The sequence below is a fragment of the Rhodoferax sp. GW821-FHT02C08 genome (genome assembly GCF_059421805.1).
Genome location: NZ_JBWKVR010000003.1, coordinates 252,180 through 268,411, shown reverse-complemented (window position 1 = coordinate 268,411; position 16,232 = coordinate 252,180). Strand labels below are relative to the sequence as shown.

General features: G+C 64.0%; 14 protein-coding genes and 1 riboswitch. Of the genes, 8 read left to right on the top strand and 6 right to left on the bottom strand.

Translation table 11 applies throughout. The annotated features are described in order from the left end of the window. Window positions 1-17 precede the first annotated feature (17 nt). The 7 genes from AC07VY_RS05325 (at window position 18) to AC07VY_RS05295 (ending at window position 11,863) form a co-directional block, all read left to right on the top strand. Entirely contained in the window at window positions 18-1,568 is a 1,551-nt protein-coding gene (locus AC07VY_RS05325; RefSeq protein WP_495096480.1) for a sugar ABC transporter ATP-binding protein, read from the top strand. Then, the gene (locus tag AC07VY_RS05320) at window positions 1,565-2,548 is read left to right on the top strand and encodes an ABC transporter permease (protein ID WP_495096481.1); all 984 of its coding nucleotides are present in this window, start codon (window positions 1,565-1,567) and stop codon (window positions 2,546-2,548) included. Before AC07VY_RS05325 ends, AC07VY_RS05320 begins: the two co-directional genes overlap by 4 nt. Next, window positions 2,545-3,513, top strand: coding sequence for an ABC transporter permease (locus AC07VY_RS05315; RefSeq protein WP_495074556.1), 969 nt, complete (start codon window positions 2,545-2,547; stop codon window positions 3,511-3,513). Before AC07VY_RS05320 ends, AC07VY_RS05315 begins: the two co-directional genes overlap by 4 nt. Continuing rightward, entirely contained in the window at window positions 3,510-3,860 is a 351-nt protein-coding gene (rhaM, locus tag AC07VY_RS05310) for an L-rhamnose mutarotase (RefSeq protein WP_495096482.1), read from the top strand. The genes AC07VY_RS05315 and rhaM overlap by 4 nt, the downstream gene beginning before the upstream one ends. A gap of 5 nt (window positions 3,861-3,865) precedes the next feature. Further along, the gene (locus tag AC07VY_RS05305) at window positions 3,866-5,302 is read left to right on the top strand and encodes an FGGY-family carbohydrate kinase (RefSeq protein ID WP_495096483.1); all 1,437 of its coding nucleotides are present in this window, start codon (window positions 3,866-3,868) and stop codon (window positions 5,300-5,302) included. A 299-nt stretch (window positions 5,303-5,601) separates the two neighbouring features. Beyond that, entirely contained in the window at window positions 5,602-10,995 is a 5,394-nt protein-coding gene (locus tag AC07VY_RS05300) for a diguanylate cyclase (RefSeq protein WP_495096484.1), read from the top strand. Window positions 10,996-11,140: 145 nt separating this feature from the next. After that, a riboswitch (FMN riboswitch) is annotated at window positions 11,141-11,295 on the top strand. An 88-nt stretch (window positions 11,296-11,383) separates the two neighbouring features. Further along, complete coding sequence (locus tag AC07VY_RS05295) at window positions 11,384-11,863, top strand: 6,7-dimethyl-8-ribityllumazine synthase (protein ID WP_495096485.1); 480 nt, start codon at window positions 11,384-11,386, stop codon at window positions 11,861-11,863. 26 nt (window positions 11,864-11,889) lie between these two features. Here the strand turns inward: AC07VY_RS05295 and flhC are convergent, their stop codons facing one another. The 6 genes from flhC to AC07VY_RS05265 all read right to left on the bottom strand — a co-directional run bounded on the left by flhC (window position 11,890) and on the right by AC07VY_RS05265 (window position 15,313). Further along, window positions 11,890-12,435 carry a flagellar transcriptional regulator FlhC gene (gene flhC, locus AC07VY_RS05290; protein WP_490593026.1) on the bottom strand — a complete coding sequence of 182 codons (546 nt, stop codon included), beginning with the start codon at window positions 12,433-12,435 and terminating at the stop codon, window positions 11,890-11,892. A 10-nt stretch (window positions 12,436-12,445) separates the two neighbouring features. After that, window positions 12,446-12,772 carry a flagellar transcriptional regulator FlhD gene (flhD, locus tag AC07VY_RS05285; RefSeq protein WP_490593027.1) on the bottom strand — a complete coding sequence of 109 codons (327 nt, stop codon included), beginning with the start codon at window positions 12,770-12,772 and terminating at the stop codon, window positions 12,446-12,448. 197 nt (window positions 12,773-12,969) lie between these two features. Then, window positions 12,970-14,016: an NAD(P)H-dependent glycerol-3-phosphate dehydrogenase gene (locus AC07VY_RS05280; protein ID WP_495096486.1), complete on the bottom strand. Its 1,047-nt coding sequence runs from the start codon at window positions 14,014-14,016 to the stop codon at window positions 12,970-12,972. Window positions 14,017-14,035: 19 nt separating this feature from the next. Beyond that, entirely contained in the window at window positions 14,036-14,503 is a 468-nt protein-coding gene (gene secB, locus AC07VY_RS05275) for a protein-export chaperone SecB (RefSeq protein ID WP_495074562.1), read from the bottom strand. Window positions 14,504-14,595: 92 nt separating this feature from the next. Then, window positions 14,596-14,856 (bottom strand): glutaredoxin 3, encoded by a 261-nt coding sequence (gene grxC, locus AC07VY_RS05270; RefSeq protein WP_495074563.1) that lies wholly within the window; start codon window positions 14,854-14,856, stop codon window positions 14,596-14,598. Between the two features lie 46 nt (window positions 14,857-14,902). Further along, window positions 14,903-15,313, bottom strand: a complete 411-nt coding sequence (locus AC07VY_RS05265) for a rhodanese-like domain-containing protein (RefSeq protein WP_495096487.1) — start codon at window positions 15,311-15,313, stop codon at window positions 14,903-14,905. 110 nt (window positions 15,314-15,423) lie between these two features. Here AC07VY_RS05265 and gpmA point away from each other — a divergent pair, with 110 nt between their 5' ends. Next, complete coding sequence (gene gpmA, locus AC07VY_RS05260) at window positions 15,424-16,170, top strand: 2,3-diphosphoglycerate-dependent phosphoglycerate mutase (RefSeq protein WP_495074565.1); 747 nt, start codon at window positions 15,424-15,426, stop codon at window positions 16,168-16,170. Window positions 16,171-16,232: the final 62 nt, after the last annotated feature.

Below are 16,232 nucleotides of genomic sequence, written 5' to 3'. Positions count from 1 at the left end.
CAAAGCTGGATTTCTAAATGAGTGACGTATTGCTTAGCCTGCGCGGCATCCACAAACGCTTTGGCGCTACCCATGCGCTGCGCGGCGTGGACCTGGATTTGCAGGCCGGAGAAGTGCTGGCCCTGGTGGGCGAAAACGGCGCCGGCAAGTCCACTTTGGTCAAGCTGCTTACCGGCGTGATTCCGGTGGACGAAGGCAGCATCTCCTTGCGCGGCGTGGCACACAAGTTTGCCAACGCCCAGGCCTCGCAGGCCGCCGGCATTCTGGCCGTGCACCAGGAGACGGTGATGTTCGAAGAACTCAGCGTGGCCGAAAACATTTACGTGGGCCGCCACCTGATGCGTGGCCCTTTCATCGACTGGAAGAGCATGAACACCCAGGCCCAGCAGGTGCTGGAGCAAATCGGTGCGCGCTTCCAGGCCAGCACCATGGTGAAAGACCTGAGCCTGGCCGAGCGGCACCTAGTGGAGATCGCCCGTGCCCTGTCGCAAAAAGCCCAGGTCGTCATTCTGGACGAGCCCACGGCGGCCTTGTCGCAGCAGGAAATCCGCGACTTCTACGGCATCGTGCGCAAGCTGCGTTCCCAAGGCGTGGGTGTAATCTTCATCACCCACAAGTTCGACGAAATATTTGCCGTGGCCGACCAGTATGTGGTGCTGCGCGACGGCACCACCGTGGGCAGCGGCCGCATTGCCGAGGCCACCGAGCAAGACCTGGTGAAGCTGATGGCCGGCCGCGCCATCGACCAGATCTACCCTGCCATCACCTCGGTGCCGGGCGATGTAGTGCTGACGGTGCAAGACCTGTCCCACCCCACCGAATTTGACAAGCTGAACTTCACGTTGCGCAAAGGCGAGATCCTGGGCTTTTACGGCCTGGTGGGCTCCGGCCGCAGCGAATCCATGCTGGCGCTGATGGGGCTGAACCCCGCTGCCCGCGGCACCTTCACCGTGGGTGGCAAACCCTTTTCGCCCAAAGACCCGGCGGACGCCATCAACGCCGGCATCGCCTATGTGCCTGAAGAGCGCCAGCGCCAGGGCGGCATTCTGAGCTTTTCGGTGCAGCACAACATCAGCCTGGCGGGCCTGAGCCGCTTTGCACGCGGGCCCTGGTTGTCGCAAGTGCGCGAATCGGCACTGTGCCAACGCATGATCGAGCGCCTGCGCATCAAGACCCACTCACCCGACACCCTGCTGTCCGGCCTGTCGGGCGGCAACCAGCAAAAGGTGGTGATCGCCAAATGGCTGGGCCTGGAGCCGCGCATCGTGATCCTGGATGAGCCCACCAAGGGCATCGACGTGGGTGCCAAGCAGGCCGTGTACCAGTTGATAGCGGAAATGGTGGAACAAGGCCTGGCGGTGATTCTGGTGTCCAGCGAACTGCCCGAGGTGATGAACCTGGCCCACCGCACCATCGTCATGCGCCGTGGCGTGCAGGTGGCCGAATTTGCCCGTGCTGACGCGCATGCGGAAGCCATTGTGGCGGCGGCATCCGGCGCCACTGCGGCCAGCAGCCCGCCGCCTGCGGCGCGGCCCACCCCGGTATTGCGAGAGGCATTTGCAGCATGAAAAAGTTCAACGTGATTCGCAGGGAATGGCTGCTCCTGGCCATCATCGTGGTGATTGCCCTGGCCGTGGGCGCACGGGCTCCCGTATTCCTCAGCTGGCGCAACGGCCTAGACATCGCCAACGACTCGGCCATCCTGAGCATCCTGGTCATGGGCCAAATGCTGGTGCTGCTGACCCGCGGCATCGACCTGTCGGTGGCATCCAACCTGGCGCTGACCGGCATGGTCTGCGCGCTGCTGGGCCGGGCCTGGCCCGAGGCGCCCATCGTGCTGCTGATATTGGTGTCGCTGGTAGTAGGTGCGCTGCTGGGCAGCGTCAACGGCTGGCTGATCACCCGCTTTGCGCTGCCACCCATCGTGGTGACGCTGGGCACGCTGTCGGCCTACCGGGGCGCGATCTTTGTGGCCAGCAAGGGCGCCTGGATTTCCGACCAGGACATTCACCCCGCCATCAAGGGCCTGCCGCGCGAGGTCTGGCTGGGCCTGCCCGCCCTGGTGTGGTTTGCGCTGGCCGTGCTGGTTGCCAGTGCCGTGTTTTTGAAGCTGCGGCGTGAAGGCCGCGAGATCTACGCCCTGGGCGGCAACCCGCATGCGGCGGCCTATGTAGGCATCTCGGCCAACAAGCGGCTGATGATGGTTTACACCCTGTCCGGCATGCTGGCCGGGCTGTCCGGGCTGCTGTGGGTGGGGCGCTATTCGATTGCCTATACCGAGCTGGCCGCAGGCTATGAGCTGACCGTGGTGGCGGCCTGTGTGATCGGCGGCGTGAGCATTGGCGGCGGTGTGGGCAGCGTGCTGGGTGCTGCGCTGGGCGTGCTGTTCATCGGCGTGGTTAACGGTGCCTTGCCGGTGATACAGGTGTCGCCCTTCTGGCAGCAGGCGATTGCGGGGGCGGTGATCTTGGTTTCGGTGGCGGTGAATGCCCGTGCCGAGCGGCGCGCTGGGCGCCAAATTCTGGAACGCAAAGGGAGTCTGGCATGAAAGCCTGGAACACATGGGAACGGGTGCTGCTGGCCCTGCTGGTGCTGCTGTTGGTGGTGTTTGGCGTCACACAACCGGGCTTTATGTCGCCCGACGCGCTGGCCGACAGCACCTTCAACTTCAGCGAGAAAGGCATTCTGGCGCTGGCCCTGGCCTTGCTCATCATCACAGGCGAAATTGACCTGTCCATCGCCGCCACGCTGGCGCTTTGTTCGCTAGCCATGGGATTTTCCATGCGGGCGGGGGCCGGTCCGCTGGGCATCACGCTGGCGGCATTTGCCACCGGTGCCGTTGCCGGCGGGCTGAACGGCTGGCTGGTGACGCGCTACAAGCTGCCCTCCATCGTAGTGACGATTGGCACCTTGTCCCTGTACCGGGGCCTGGCCCTGGTGGCACTGGGTGACAAAGCCATCTCTGGCTACCCCGAGGCCTTCTCCACCCTGGGTAACGCTTATGTGGGCGAGCTGATTGGCGTGCGCTGGCTGGTGCTGCCGATTGAATTCGCCATCCTGCTGCTGTGCGCCGTGGCGGTGGGCGTAGTACTGCACCGCACCGTGCTGGGCCGTCGGCTGTATGCCGTGGGCGCGAATCCGGTGGCAGCCCGCTTCTCGGGTATTGCGGCCGACCGATACCGCATGGGCCTGTTTGTGTTTGCCGGCCTGATGGCGGCGCTGGCAGCCATCATGTTGACCGGCCGCATCGGCAGCACCCGCCCCAACATCGCCATGGGCTGGGAGCTGGACGCCATCACTATGGTTATCCTGGGCGGCGTGGCCATCGAAGGCGGACGCGGCAGCATCGTGGGCACCATGCTGGCCGTGCTGCTGCTAGGCCTGTTCACCTTTGCCATGGGCATGGCGAACGTGACCGGCATTGTGATGAGCATGGTGATTGGCGCGCTGCTGATCGTCTCCATGGTCTTGCCGCGCATGTTCAAGCGCCCCGGCCGGAGGCTGTTGGCATGACGGAGGCTGCTGGCATAAGCGTTGAAATTAGCGGTGAAAAATATGCCTTCCGCATGTTTCTGCACCCGGGCTGCGTGGCGGAATACAAAAAGCGCCACGACGAAATCTGGCCTGAGCTGGTTGACCTGCTGAAAACAGCGGGCGTGAGCGACTACAGCATCTATCTCGATGAGGAACACCATGTGCTATTCGCCGTGCTGCGCCGCAAGGCCGGCCACACCATGGACGCCCTGCCCCAGCACCCGGTCATGCAGCGCTGGTGGGCGTACATGGCCGACCTGATGCGCGCCAACCCTGACGGTTCGCCAGTGGCCGAGCCCCTGCCCTGCATGTTCCACCTGGACTGATGCCCATGCAGGACACGACTCTGGACCTGACCCTGGTCATAGACATAGGCAAGAGCCACGCCAAACTGCTGCTGGTCAACGACAGCGGCGAAGTGCTGGAGCAACACGGCCGCAAGAACGCGCCGGTAATGACGACTCTGGGCTATACCGCGCTGGACATCGGCGGCCTGACCGACTGGATGTGCTCCACCCTGGCCGCGTCACCACTGACCCGGCGCTGCGCACGCGTGATTCCCTGCACCCACGGCGCAGCGTTTGTCGCACTGGACGACAGCGGCCTGGCCTGGCCCGCACTGGACTATGAATTCGACGGCTACGCGGGCCAGACCAGCCCGCTACACCAGGCCTACCAAAGCCAGCGCGATGCCTTCGAGGCCACGCTGTCGCCCGACCTGCCCATGGGCCTGAACGCGGCCCGCCAGCTCTACTGGCTGCAACACACCCACCCAGACGCCTGGGCCCGTACCCGCACCCTGCTGCCCTACCCGCAGTATTGGGCCTGGTGGCTCAGCGGCGTGGCCGCCAGCGAGGTATCGTCCCTGGGCTGCCACACCCAGCTGTGGATACCCGACAAGCAGGGCTATTCCGCCCTGGCCCAATCGCAGGGCTGGGCGGCACTGTTCGCCCCGCTGGCCCCGGCCTGGCAGGTATTGGGTACGGTGCGCCCGGCCCTGGCCGAGGCATTGGGCTTGCCCCTGGCCTGCGAGGTCCACGCAGGTGTGCATGACAGCAATGCCTGCCTGGCGCGCTACCTGTCCAGCACGCAGGACCTGACCGTGGTGTCGTCCGGCACCTGGACGGTACTGATGGCACCCGACGCCCCCACGGCCACGCTACGCGCGGAATGCGACATGCTGTGCAACGTCAACGTGCTGGGCCAGGCTACGCCCACCGCCCGCTTCATGGGCGGCCGCGAATTTGCCGCCATCCTGGACGGCGCGCCGCCCGACCTGGGCACGCTGGATGACGTGCAGCAGTTGCTGCACAGCCACACCGTTGCCCTGCCCAGCTTTGCGCCGCAGGGCGGCCCGTTCATGCACCGCGCAGGGCAAGTACTGCGGGGCGGCAAGACTATCGCCTTGCAAGTGCTGCCCCCAAGCCAACGTTCGGCCCTGGCGGCCCTGTACTGTGCCCAAATCACCGTCTGGCTGGTGTTGCAGCTGCGCCCGGCCAGCGCCACTGCCACCGTGGTCGTGGAAGGCCCGCTGGCGCACAACCCTCTATACCTGGGCCTGCTGCAGGCCTTGTTGCCCGGCCACCAGTGCCAGGCCAGCACCGATGCCATGGAAGGCACGGCACGCGGCGCCTGGATGCTGAGCCGCTGGCCCGCGCCTGCCACGGCGCACAGCCTGCAAGCCGCGCCCCGATACGCGCTGAATGCGCCGAATGCGCTGGACGAACTGCAGGGCTACCACGCAGCCTGGCTGAACGCCCTGCACTGATCACTATGGTTTTCATAGCTGCTAGCGCAGGATTTATCTGCGCCAGAGGCCGGTTTCATACAAATTGCCAAACACACAACACTTCAGCACAAACAGCACGTCACTTGCGCTATCAAATAAGTAACTACCCAGGCAGATAAAAACTGCGCAAAACCTCGTTTATTTATAGAAAATTAGCCCCTCTGGCGTAATGTCAGGCACTTTGCGAACCACTATCATGTAAAGCGATGACCACGCCTTGCATGCCCGCCCATTCGCTTCAGAACACCACCTCAGACGGCGCTCATGACGATCAGCCCATGCCCGCCTTCGCCCAGCCGGGTGCCAGCTTCGGTAGCTACACCGTGCTGGAAACGGTGTACCAAGGCCGGCGCTCCCTGGTGCTGCGTTGCTTGCAGGCTGGCCAGCCCAAAGTCGTCAAGTTTTTGCGCCAGGCCCGGCTGGAGCCAGGCGACGTGGCCCGCTTTCGCCGTGAATTCGAGCTGTCGCGCCGTGTCACGCACCCGCATGTGGTCAGCGCCGAGACGTTGGACAGCCATGGCGGCATGCTCTTTCTCGCCATGGCCGATGACAACGCCGTCTCCCTGCGCAGCCTGCTGCAGCAAGGCACTCTGCCGGTGGCAGACGCGCTGCACATCGCCCTGGCGTTAGTGGACGCGCTGGAGGCCATCCATGTGCGCGACATACTGCACAAGGACATAGGTCCGGGCAACATCATCGCCAGGCTGGGCAGCGCGCCCGGCCAAGCCACGATAAAGCTGATCGACTTCGGCATTGCCGCCGACATGTCGGTGGAACGCACCCAAACCGCCAACCTGCGCGAGCTGGAGGGCACGCTGGCCTACATGGCGCCCGAGCAGACCGGCCGCATGAACCGCGACCTGGACTACCGCGCCGACTTCTACGCTCTGGGTGCCACGCTGTTCGAGCTGCTCACCGGCACCCCGCCGTTTGGCCACACCGCCGACCCAGTAGAGGCCGTGCACGCCCACCTGGCGCGCACCCCGCCCCCGTTGCTGCCGTTGCGGCCCGACGCGCCCCCGGTATTGGCAGCCCTGCTGGAGCGTCTGCTGGCAAAGGAACCCGAGGCCCGCTTCCAAAGCCACCCGGTGCTGCGACGCGACCTGCAACACATACTGCAGCACCTGCAGACCCCGCACTTACGCGACGCCCTGGTGCTGGCGCAGGGCGATTTATCCGAGCGCTTCCAGGTTTCCGGTCGGCTGTATGGTCGCGCGCAAGACGTACAGCGCATGCTGGCTGCCTTCGAAGCAGCGGCCAGCGGCAGTGCCCAGGTCATCACCGTCGCCGGTGTGTCCGGCATAGGCAAGACCGCCCTGGTGCACGAGGTACAGCGCAGCCTGCTGGGCCACCGTGGCCATATGGTCAGCGGCAAATTCAACCAGTTCAGCCAGCACACGCCCTGCGCGGCATTTCTGCAAGCGCTGGAGCAGCGCGTGCGCCAGGTGTTGGCCCTGCCAGCGGCGGAGCAAAGCCTGTGGCGCGACGCCCTGCTGCAGCAATTGGGCCCAAACACAGCTGTCGCCCACGCAGCCCTGCCGGAGCTAGGCCTGCTGCTGGGCGATGATCTGCTGCCGCCGGTGCCGCTGGGCCCCACCGAAGCAGAAAACCGCTTTCTGCGCAGCATGCAGCTGTGCTTTGCCGCCCTGTCCCGCGCCGATGCCCCTCTGGTGGTGTTCATTGACGACCTGCAGTGGGCCGACCGCGTGTCCCGCCGCCTGCTGCGTGAGCTGGCGCTGGACGAAGGCCTGCAGCACCTGCTGCTGATAGGCGCCTACCGCGCCGACGAAGTGCCCGCCGGCCACCCGCTACTGCAAGACCTGGCCGCCCTGGCCGACAACGGCGGCCGCCATACCGCCCTGGCCGTGGGCCCGCTGCAGGTGGATGACGTTGCCCAGTTGCTGGCCGACAGCCTGCACCAGCCCGTGGCGCAAGTACAGGCACTGGCCAGCCTGTGCATGGCCAAAACCGGGGGCAACCCGTTCTTCCTGGCGCGCTTCCTGGAAGACCTGTACCGCCGCCGCCTCATCTGGCTGGACCGCAGCGGCCCCTGCTGGCGCTGGTCCGAAGAACACATCCAGGGCGAACGCATTGCCGACAACGTGGTCGGCCTAATGCTGGAGCAGTTGCGCCGCCTGCCACCCGACACTGGCACCCTGCTGACCACCGCCGCCTGCCTGGGCAGCCGGTTTGCGCTAAACACGCTGAGCCAGGCCTGCGAAAGCAACGAACACGCCGTGCTGCGCGCCCTGGCTCCCGCCTTGCATGCCGGGCTGCTGGTGCCGCAGGACGTGCGCTACAAATGGATCAGCATGCTGCAAGCCCACGAGAGCCAGGGCGTGCATGTAGAGCTGTCCTTCGTGCATGACCGGGTGCAGGAAGCCGCTTATCTGCTGACCAGTGCCGACCAGCGCCCTGCGCTGCACCTGCGCATAGGCCGCCTGCTGCGCGACAGCAGCCAGCGCCAGCAACCCGACTTTGCCGTCGTCAACCATCTCAACCAGGGCCAGGCCCTGCTGCACGACGCCGCCGAGCGCCTGCAGCTGGCAGGCTTCAATGCCCGCGCTAGCCACCTGGCTCGCGACGCCGCCTCCTTCGACCTGGCCGCCGACTATGCCGCCCAGGCCATTGCGCTGTATGGCGACGCACATTGGCAGCAAGACCCGGTCGCCACCCTGGCCCTGCATGTGCACGCCGCCCGCATGGCCGCGCTCAAGGGCGACAGCGAGGCCATGGACCGCTGGATCAGCGCCGGCCTGGCGCACACCACGGCGCCCAGCGACCACGCCAGCCTGCTGGACGTACGCATCGAATCCTTTTACGCCTCCGGCCGGCTGGACGAAACCCTGGAGCTGGGCCTGGCCGTGCTACGCCTGCTGGGTACCGAGCCACCCGCGGCCGCCACACCAGCAGAAGCCATGGCGCTGGTGGCCGCCATGCGCGACACCATCCAGACCCTGGGCTTCGGGGCCCTGGCCGCCCGCCCCGCCATGACCGAGCCGCTGTACCTGCAACAACTCAGCGTGATCGCCAAGATGACCGCCGCCGCCTACATCGCCCGGCCCGCGCTGCTGCCGCTGCTGACTGTGCTGCAGGTACGTCTGATGGTGGCCCACGGCCATGCACCCGGCGCAATGTCGGCCTATTCGGTCATGGGCCTGATGGTGGCTGAATTTCTGCAGGACTACCGCTTTGGCTACCAGTTGGGCCGCGTCTCCATGGAGCTGCTGGAGCAGCACGGCTGGCGCCACGTGCATGCGCATGCGGGCTTCTCCTTCAACTCCTTTTTGCGCCATTGGATAGAGGGCATTTCCAGCGGCCTGCCGGCCCTGATGGAGGTGCACCGCGACGGCCTGGAAACCGGCAGCCTGCGCCATGCGGGCCTGTCCATGTATGTGCACGACTACCACGCCTTCCTGTCCGGCATGCCACTGGCCGACCTGAGCACCGAGCAGGAACAGCATGCCGCCACGCTGCGCCGCATCCGCCAGCCGGTAGCACACGACTACCTGGCCGCGCTGCGCGCCACCCTGCAGGCGCTGCACCAGCCCCGCTTCGCAGAGCAGCCGCTGGAAACACCGCAGTTTTCTGCCCAGCAGCTGGAGCAGACTTACACCGCGCGCGCCGACCAGACCGGCACCATGTTCCTACAGGCCTGGCGCTGCATGCTGCATGCGCTGGCCGGCCAACCCGAAGCCGCGCTGGCCGCTGGCGACGCGGCCCAAAAGCTGTTCCCCGCCGGGCGCGGCATGGTGGTGGTGCCGTTCTGCGTCTTCTTCAGCGCCATGGCCGCCCTGGACTGCGCTGCAGCCGACGAAGCCACGTCCGCGCGCTGCCAGGCAGCACTAGCCCGGCTCAGCCTGTGGGCGCAGACCTGCACAGATGTGCGGCCGCTGCAGCATCTGCTGCAAGCCCATCTGCTGCCCGAAGATGCGGGCCTACCCGCCCAGGAGGCCGAATTCCAAGCCGCCCTGCAAGCAGCGCAACAGCTCCACAACCTGTTCCTGCTGGGCCTGGTCCACAGTTACCACAGCCGGGCCCTGGCCCGCGCCGGCCAATCGCTGCAGGCCCAGGCCGCCCGGGCCGAGGCGCGCGCCATATTTCTACGTTGGGGCGCACATGCCCTGGTAGAGCAACTGGACCGAGCCCACCCACAGCCTGCACCCATCGCCCCGCCGGTGCACGATGCCACCGATACCGTGCTGGCGGTGCCCGCCAGCGCGCTGGACCTGTCCACGCTGATGAAAAGCGTACAAGCCATCACCGCTGAAAGCGCCCTGGACGAACTGCTCACGCGCCTGGTCCATGTGCTGCGTGAAAATGCCGGCGCCAGCCGCGCCGCCATCGTGCTCGGCGACCACCGCCGCTGGCAGCTGCAAACCGACAGCAGTGCCGCCGACAGCGCCAGCGTGCTGGAAGACCTGGCACTGGAAGACGCCGGCCACCGCCTGCCCCTGGAAATATTGCGCACCGTACTCAGCACCGGCCAGCCCGTGGTGGTGCACGACGCCAGTAGTACCCCGGCCTGGCAACGCCTGCCGTATTTCAGCAGCCACCTGGCGCACTCGGTGCTATGCATGCCACTGCTGCGCCAGGGTAAGACCATGGGTGCGCTGTATCTGGAAAATGCTGCGGTCAGCGGTGCCTTCTCGCCAGAGCGCATACAGTTTCTGGAGCTGCTCTCGGGCAATGTGGTCAACGCCATCGACAACGCCCGCCTGGTAGCCGAGCTGCGTGGCCTGGCCGACACGCTGGAGCAACGCGTAGCCGAGCGCACCCGTGCGCTACGCGAGAGCGAGGCCCGCACCCTGAGCATTCTGCGCAATGCCCCGCTACCGATGACGGTAACCCGCCTGTCGGACAACGTATTTGTCTATGTCAACGAGCGCGCGGCCGAGCTGGCCGGCATGCCGGCAGACGCCCTGATGGGCCATGCGCCTTACAGCCTGTACCGCAACCCTGAAGACCGCGTGCGGATGTTGGCCCAGTACCAGCGCGATGGTGCGCTGCGCGACTTTGAAGTCTGCCTGGGCTCGCCCGAGAACCCAGAGGTCTGGGCCCTGGTGTCCATGGTGCCCATCACCTACGACGGCCACGCCTGCGTGCTATCGACCGTGATCGACATCACCGAGCGCAAGTCCATGGAAACCACCCTGCGCCAGATTGCCTCCACCGACAGCCTGACCGGTATGGCCAGCCGCAGCCACTTCATGGAATGCACCGAGGCAGAGCTGGCCCGGGCCCGCCGCTACGAACACCCGCTGTCCATAGTGATGCTGGACGTGGACCACTTCAAGCAAATCAACGACCGCCACGGCCATGCCGTGGGCGACCAGGTGCTACGCGGACTGGGCACCACCTGCCGCAACCTGGTGCGTCAACAGGATGTGGTGGGCCGGCTGGGTGGCGAAGAATTCGCCATCCTCATGCCCAACACCGATCCACAGAACGCCGTGGCCCTGGCCGAGCGCTTGCGCGTAGCTCTGGCCACCCTGCCCATGGCCCTGGCCCACGGCGCAAGCCTGACCGTCACAGCCAGCTTCGGCGTGGCCACTCTGCAGCCCGAAGACACGCTGGACAGCCTGCTGGCCCGTGCCGACACCGGCCTGTACCAGTCCAAACACGCGGGGCGCAACCGCATCAGCTGCGCCGACCTGCCCAGTACGGTGTGACAAGCCTGTCGCCAGCGCTCTCTTTTTGATAGCCTCTTGCGCAGCTACTACCAACGCTACAGCCTTGTTTTTCATATATCCAGATGCGGGAAAGGTATATGCATCTGCATTTACACTTACAGGGTGCGCACTTGTTGGTGCGCAGCAGCGTTCTCAGGGCGGGGTGAAATTCCCCACCGGCGGTAATGGCAGCAATGCACAAGCCCGCGAGCGCCTGCAGATGGCAAACATCCGCAGGGTCAGCAGATTTCGGTTTGATTCCGAAGCCGACGGTCATAGTCCGGATGCAAGAGAACGCGTCCCTTGCAGCCTTGTGCCGTGCGCGGCGCTTGGCTGGGCGGGTGCGCGTGCGTCCTGGGTTTGGAAACTTTTAATGTGTTGAAGCCCTATGACCACGACCGCAAAATTCTCCGGCAACATCCGCGTTGCCTTCGTTCAAGCCACCTGGCACGCCGACATCGTCAACCAGGCGCGCGACGGCTTTCTGGCTGAAATGGCCCGCCACGGCGTTGCCCGTGAATCCATTACCGTGATTGAACTGCCCGGTGCTTTCGAGATTCCGCTGCACGCCAAGAAGCTGGCCCAGTCTGGCCAGTTCGATGCCATCGTGGCCGCTGGGCTTGTGGTGGACGGCGGTATTTACCGCCATGAATTCGTGGCCACTGCGGTGATCCAGGGCCTGATGTCGGTGCAGTTGGAAACCGGTGTGCCAGTGTTCTCTGCCGTGCTGACACCGCACCACTTCCATGCCGGTGCCGAGCACCAGCAGTTCTTCAGCGACCACTTCGTACACAAGGGTGTGGAAGTGGCCCAGGCCTGCCTACGCACGGTGACCAGCCTGCGCCAACTGGACGCGCTGACGAAGTAAGAAGCAGCTGCTAAGGGCCTGTTGCCTTAGTGCAGCATCAGTGTGCGTTCACCCTTGCACTTGCCGGCACGTGCCGGTGGGCTGCACAGGCCGCACACATACTGGCGGGGGTTCTCATACAGCTCGGTGACGAACTTGCCACCGCAACCGCTGCACTGCGTCATGTTCAGCATGTTCGCATCGACAAACTTCACCAGGCGCCAGGCGCGGGTAAAGGACAGCAGCGGGTCGATCTCGGCGGCCAGGATCTGCTCGCTGTACAGGCGGTAGGCCTTGGTCAACGTGTCGATCGAGTCCAGGTCCACGCTCTTGGACAGATATTCGTAGATGTTGAGAAACAGCGACGAATGGATGTTTTCTTGCCACGACAAAAACCAGTCGGTGGAGAACGGCAATTGGCCTTTGCTTGGCGACTTGCCCGACACTTCCTTGTACAGGCGCAGCAGGCGCTCGTAGGACAGGTCGGTCTCCGACTCCAGCACCTGCATGCGTGCGCCCATGCGGATCAGCATCGCGGCACGTTCTATTTGCTGGGAATCCTGCAGCACGCTCTTGACGGGTTTGGTTGCCATGGTGCGCTCCTTACAGGACTTCGGCCACGCGGCCAGCCATCAAGATATTGGCATGCAAGATGTTGGTGGCCGAGTTGCCCACCTTCTTGATGTCGTGATTGGTCAACAAGCTCCACACCAGGCTGTCTTCCACGCGGAAGTGGCACAGCAGCATATTGCCCGAGGCCAGTTTCAATATTTGTGCTGCCGACAATGCGCCGAGGATGTCGGCGGCTTCTTCATTGATGCCCAAGCGGAACAAGGCCTCGGCCTTGTCCTGCCGAATCAGGCTTTGCGCCAGCATGAGGTACGTCAGATTGGCCTCGCGGATTTCGGCAATGATCTGTTCGCTGTTCATGGTGATGTCCTTTGGGGCTGACCCCGTTCAAGCCCAGTTCAGGCCGCATATTGCTTGTCGCAAATTGCTTCTTCCCGATCCGTTGAAATGGATTGTGAATACCCCCCAATCAAAAATTAAGTCGGGGTAGAGCCATCCCGCATGTCAGGCTTTCAAGGGCGCGTGTAAGGTTTTTTCTTACACGCTTGTCAGCCCGCTCAGGGCAGTTCCGCGACCGGGTCCCGCCCCATCAGAGCGGAGACCACGTCAGCCGGGCGCATACGTCCGTCCAGCAAGGCCACCACGCCCTCGGTAATCGGCATATCCACACCCAGGGCCTGGGCGCGTTGCAGCACCGTGCGGGCGCTGTACACGCCCTCGGCCACGTGGCCCAAAGAAGCCACTGCCTGCTCCAGACTGTGGCCCTGGGCCAACAGCAAACCCACTTGGCGGTTGCGGCTAAGGTCTCCTGTAGCGGTGAGCACCAGATCGCCCAGGCCGGACAAACCCATAAAGGTCTCGGCCTTGGCACCCAAGGCCAGGCCCAGGCGCGTCATCTCGGCCAGGCCCCGTGTGACCAGGGCGGCCCGCGCATTCAGGCCCAGGTGCAGGCCATCACACAGGCCGGTGGCGATCGCCAGCACGTTCTTCACCGCGCCGCCAACCTCCACACCGGCCACATCGTCGCTGGCGTACACGCGCAGCGCCGGGCTATGGAATGCCGTCACCAAGGCATCACGCACGTGGGCCTGGTGGCTGGCAGCCACCAGCGCCGTGGGCTGGCCCCGCGCCACTTCCTGGGCAAAGCTGGGACCGCTCAGAACGCCGTAGCCGGCGTCCTGCCATTGCGGATTTTTTGCTATTAATTCAGTAGCTACCTGCGCACGTATTTCGTGCGCTAGCAGCCCAAAAGACTTGGAACCCGGTGGCTCGAAACCCTTGCACAGCCAGGCGACCGGCGCAGCGCACGCGGCCACCAAGCCCAGCATGGAACGCAGGCCCGACATGGGCGTGCCGACGATCACCAGGTCGTGCCCGGCAAGCAGGCTGGCCAGGTCTTCTACGGTGGAGGAGCAGAGTTGCAGCGCATCCGGAAAGCGAATGCCCGGCAGATACCGGGCATTGCAGCGATCGGCCTGCATGGCCGTCACCTGTTGCGGATCGCGCGCCCACAGCGTGACGGCGTGGTGCGCAGACGGGTTTTGGGCGGCGCTGATGGCCAGCGCCGTACCCCACGCACCCGCGCCCAGCACGACAATTTTCATGGCAGGCTGGGCTATGGGCTTACTGCAGCGTGGCAGTGGGCGCTTCGGCCGAGGCAGCAGCGGCATTGGCTTGCTGCTGTTCGTACATAGCCTGGAAATTGATTTCCGCCAGATGCACTTGCGGGAAGCCCGCGCGCTGCACTAGGTCGGCCACGTTGCCGCGCAGGTAGGGGTAGACGATTTGCGGGCAGGCAATACCGATGATCGGGCCCATCTGCTCTTGCGACATATTGCGGATTTCAAAAATACCGGCTTGCTTGGCTTCCACCAGGAACACGGTTTTTTCAGCAATCTTGGTTTGTACGGTGGCGGTCACAGCCACTTCAAAAATGCCGTCGGCCACAGGGTTGGCTTCCACACCGAGTTGGATTTCCACCGAAGGCTGGGCCGGGTCCAGCAGTATGCCGGGGGAATTGGGCTGCTCCAGCGAAGCCTCTTTCAGGTAAACGCGCTGGATTTGGAATACGGGATCTTGTTGCTCGGACATGTAATTCTTTCAATTCGAATCAAAAACAAAGCCCGCCAAAACAGCTCGGCGGGCTAAAAAGCAGACGGATTATTGCCGATCGGGATGACGCTTCACGCCGCGTTCAGCAAGGGCAGCAAGCCACCCCTGCCATCCAGCGCCACCAGGTCATCACAACCACCCACGTGGGTATCACCGATAAAGATCTGCGGCACGGTGCGGCGGCCGGTGATTTCCATCATGGTCGCCCGCGCATCCGGCAGTTGGTCTATGCGGATCTCGTCAATCGACTCCACACCCTTGCTCTTAAGGATTTGCTTGGCGCGTATGCAATACGGGCAAACAGCGGTGGTGTACATCTTCACAACTTGCATGGGCAGTTACTTTCGGCAAAAACACAAAACTTTATTTAAGGCCGTATCAGGACTTTTCAATCGGCAGATTGGCTTCTTTCCAGGCCTTCAGGCCGCCGCTGAGCACTTCGGCCTGCTCATAGCCCAGCTTCTTGGCCACAGCCAGGGCGCGGTTGGCGCGCGCGCCTGTGGCGCATACCAGGATCAAGGGCAGGCTCTTGTTCTTCACCGTGCTGGTGAGCTTGTCTTCCAGCTGGGCCAAAGGAACGTTCTTGGCACCGCCCACATGGCCGGCAGCGAACTCTTCGGCTTCGCTCACGTCCACCACCACGGCTTTTTCGCGGTTGATGCGCTGCACAGCACCGTTGGCCGTCAGGGTTCCAGCTTTGGCGCCATTGGCCAGGACCGGCCACAACAAGCCCGCACCGGAGGCCACCGCCACCGCTATCAACATCCAGTTATCCAGTAAAAACTTCACTTTGCACCTTTATTTGGGGTTAACCGGGACTTGCCCGAACCGGCGATTTTAGAATGGCGGGGTAGCGATCGCTTGGGACGCTATTTAAATACAACCTGCCTACACGCCACATGTACAAACTCGTTCTGATCCGCCACGGCGAATCCACCTGGAATCTTGAAAACCGCTTCACGGGCTGGACCGATGTGCCCCTGACCGAAACCGGCATCGAGCAAGCCAAGCAATCCGGCCGCCTGCTAAAGGCCGATGGCTACGAGTTCGACGTGGCCTACACCAGCGTGCTCAAGCGCGCCACGCACACCCTGTGGCACTGCCTGGACCAGATGGACCGCACCTGGCTACCCGTGGTGCACAGCTGGCGCCTGAACGAACGCCATTACGGCGCGCTGCAAGGCCTGAACAAAGCCGAAACCGCCAAGCAGTACGGCGATGACCAGGTGCTGGTCTGGCGCCGCAGCTACGACACGCCGCCACCGGCGCTGGAAGCCACCGATCCACGCAGCGAGCGCGGCGACATCCGCTACGCCAAGCAGTCGCCCGAACAAATTCCGCTGACCGAGTGCCTGAAAGACACGGTCGCCCGCGTGCTACCCTTCTGGAACGAATCCATGGCCCCAGCCATCAAGGCGGGCAAACGCGTGGTACTGGCCGCGCATGGCAACTCCATCCGTGCGCTGATCAAGTACCTGGACAACATCTCCGACGACGATATCGTGGGCCTGAACATCCCCAACGGCATCCCCCTGGTGTACGAACTGGACGCCGACCTGAAACCCATTCGCCACTACTACCTGGGCGATGCCGAAGCCGCAGCCAAGGCAGCGGCTGCCGTTGCGGCCCAAGGCCAAAAGAAATAGGCTTCAAAAAGGTTTACATGGAACGTATCCGTACAAACGGATATCAACGTGTATATTGACAG

Bases quoted from the DNA above. Each gene is read 5' to 3' on its own strand.
- AC07VY_RS05320 (WP_495096481.1), top strand. From the start codon at position 1,565: ATGAAAAAGTTCAACGTGATTCGCAGGGAATGGCTGCTCCTGGCCATC.
- AC07VY_RS05325 (WP_495096480.1), top strand. From the start codon at position 18: ATGAGTGACGTATTGCTTAGCCTGCGCGGCATCCACAAACGCTTTGGC.
- AC07VY_RS05315 (WP_495074556.1), top strand. From the start codon at position 2,545: ATGAAAGCCTGGAACACATGGGAACGGGTGCTGCTGGCCCTGCTGGTG.
- grxC (WP_495074563.1), bottom strand. From the start codon at position 14,856: ATGCAAGTTGTGAAGATGTACACCACCGCTGTTTGCCCGTATTGCATA.
- secB (WP_495074562.1), bottom strand. From the start codon at position 14,503: ATGTCCGAGCAACAAGATCCCGTATTCCAAATCCAGCGCGTTTACCTG.
- rhaM (WP_495096482.1), top strand. From the start codon at position 3,510: ATGACGGAGGCTGCTGGCATAAGCGTTGAAATTAGCGGTGAAAAATAT.
- AC07VY_RS05280 (WP_495096486.1), bottom strand. From the start codon at position 14,016: ATGAAAATTGTCGTGCTGGGCGCGGGTGCGTGGGGTACGGCGCTGGCC.
- gpmA (WP_495074565.1), top strand. From the start codon at position 15,424: ATGTACAAACTCGTTCTGATCCGCCACGGCGAATCCACCTGGAATCTT.
- flhC (WP_490593026.1), bottom strand. From the start codon at position 12,435: ATGGCAACCAAACCCGTCAAGAGCGTGCTGCAGGATTCCCAGCAAATA.
- AC07VY_RS05300 (WP_495096484.1), top strand. From the start codon at position 5,602: ATGCCCGCCTTCGCCCAGCCGGGTGCCAGCTTCGGTAGCTACACCGTG.
- AC07VY_RS05295 (WP_495096485.1), top strand. From the start codon at position 11,384: ATGACCACGACCGCAAAATTCTCCGGCAACATCCGCGTTGCCTTCGTT.
- AC07VY_RS05305 (WP_495096483.1), top strand. From the start codon at position 3,866: ATGCAGGACACGACTCTGGACCTGACCCTGGTCATAGACATAGGCAAG.
- flhD (WP_490593027.1), bottom strand. From the start codon at position 12,772: ATGAACAGCGAACAGATCATTGCCGAAATCCGCGAGGCCAATCTGACG.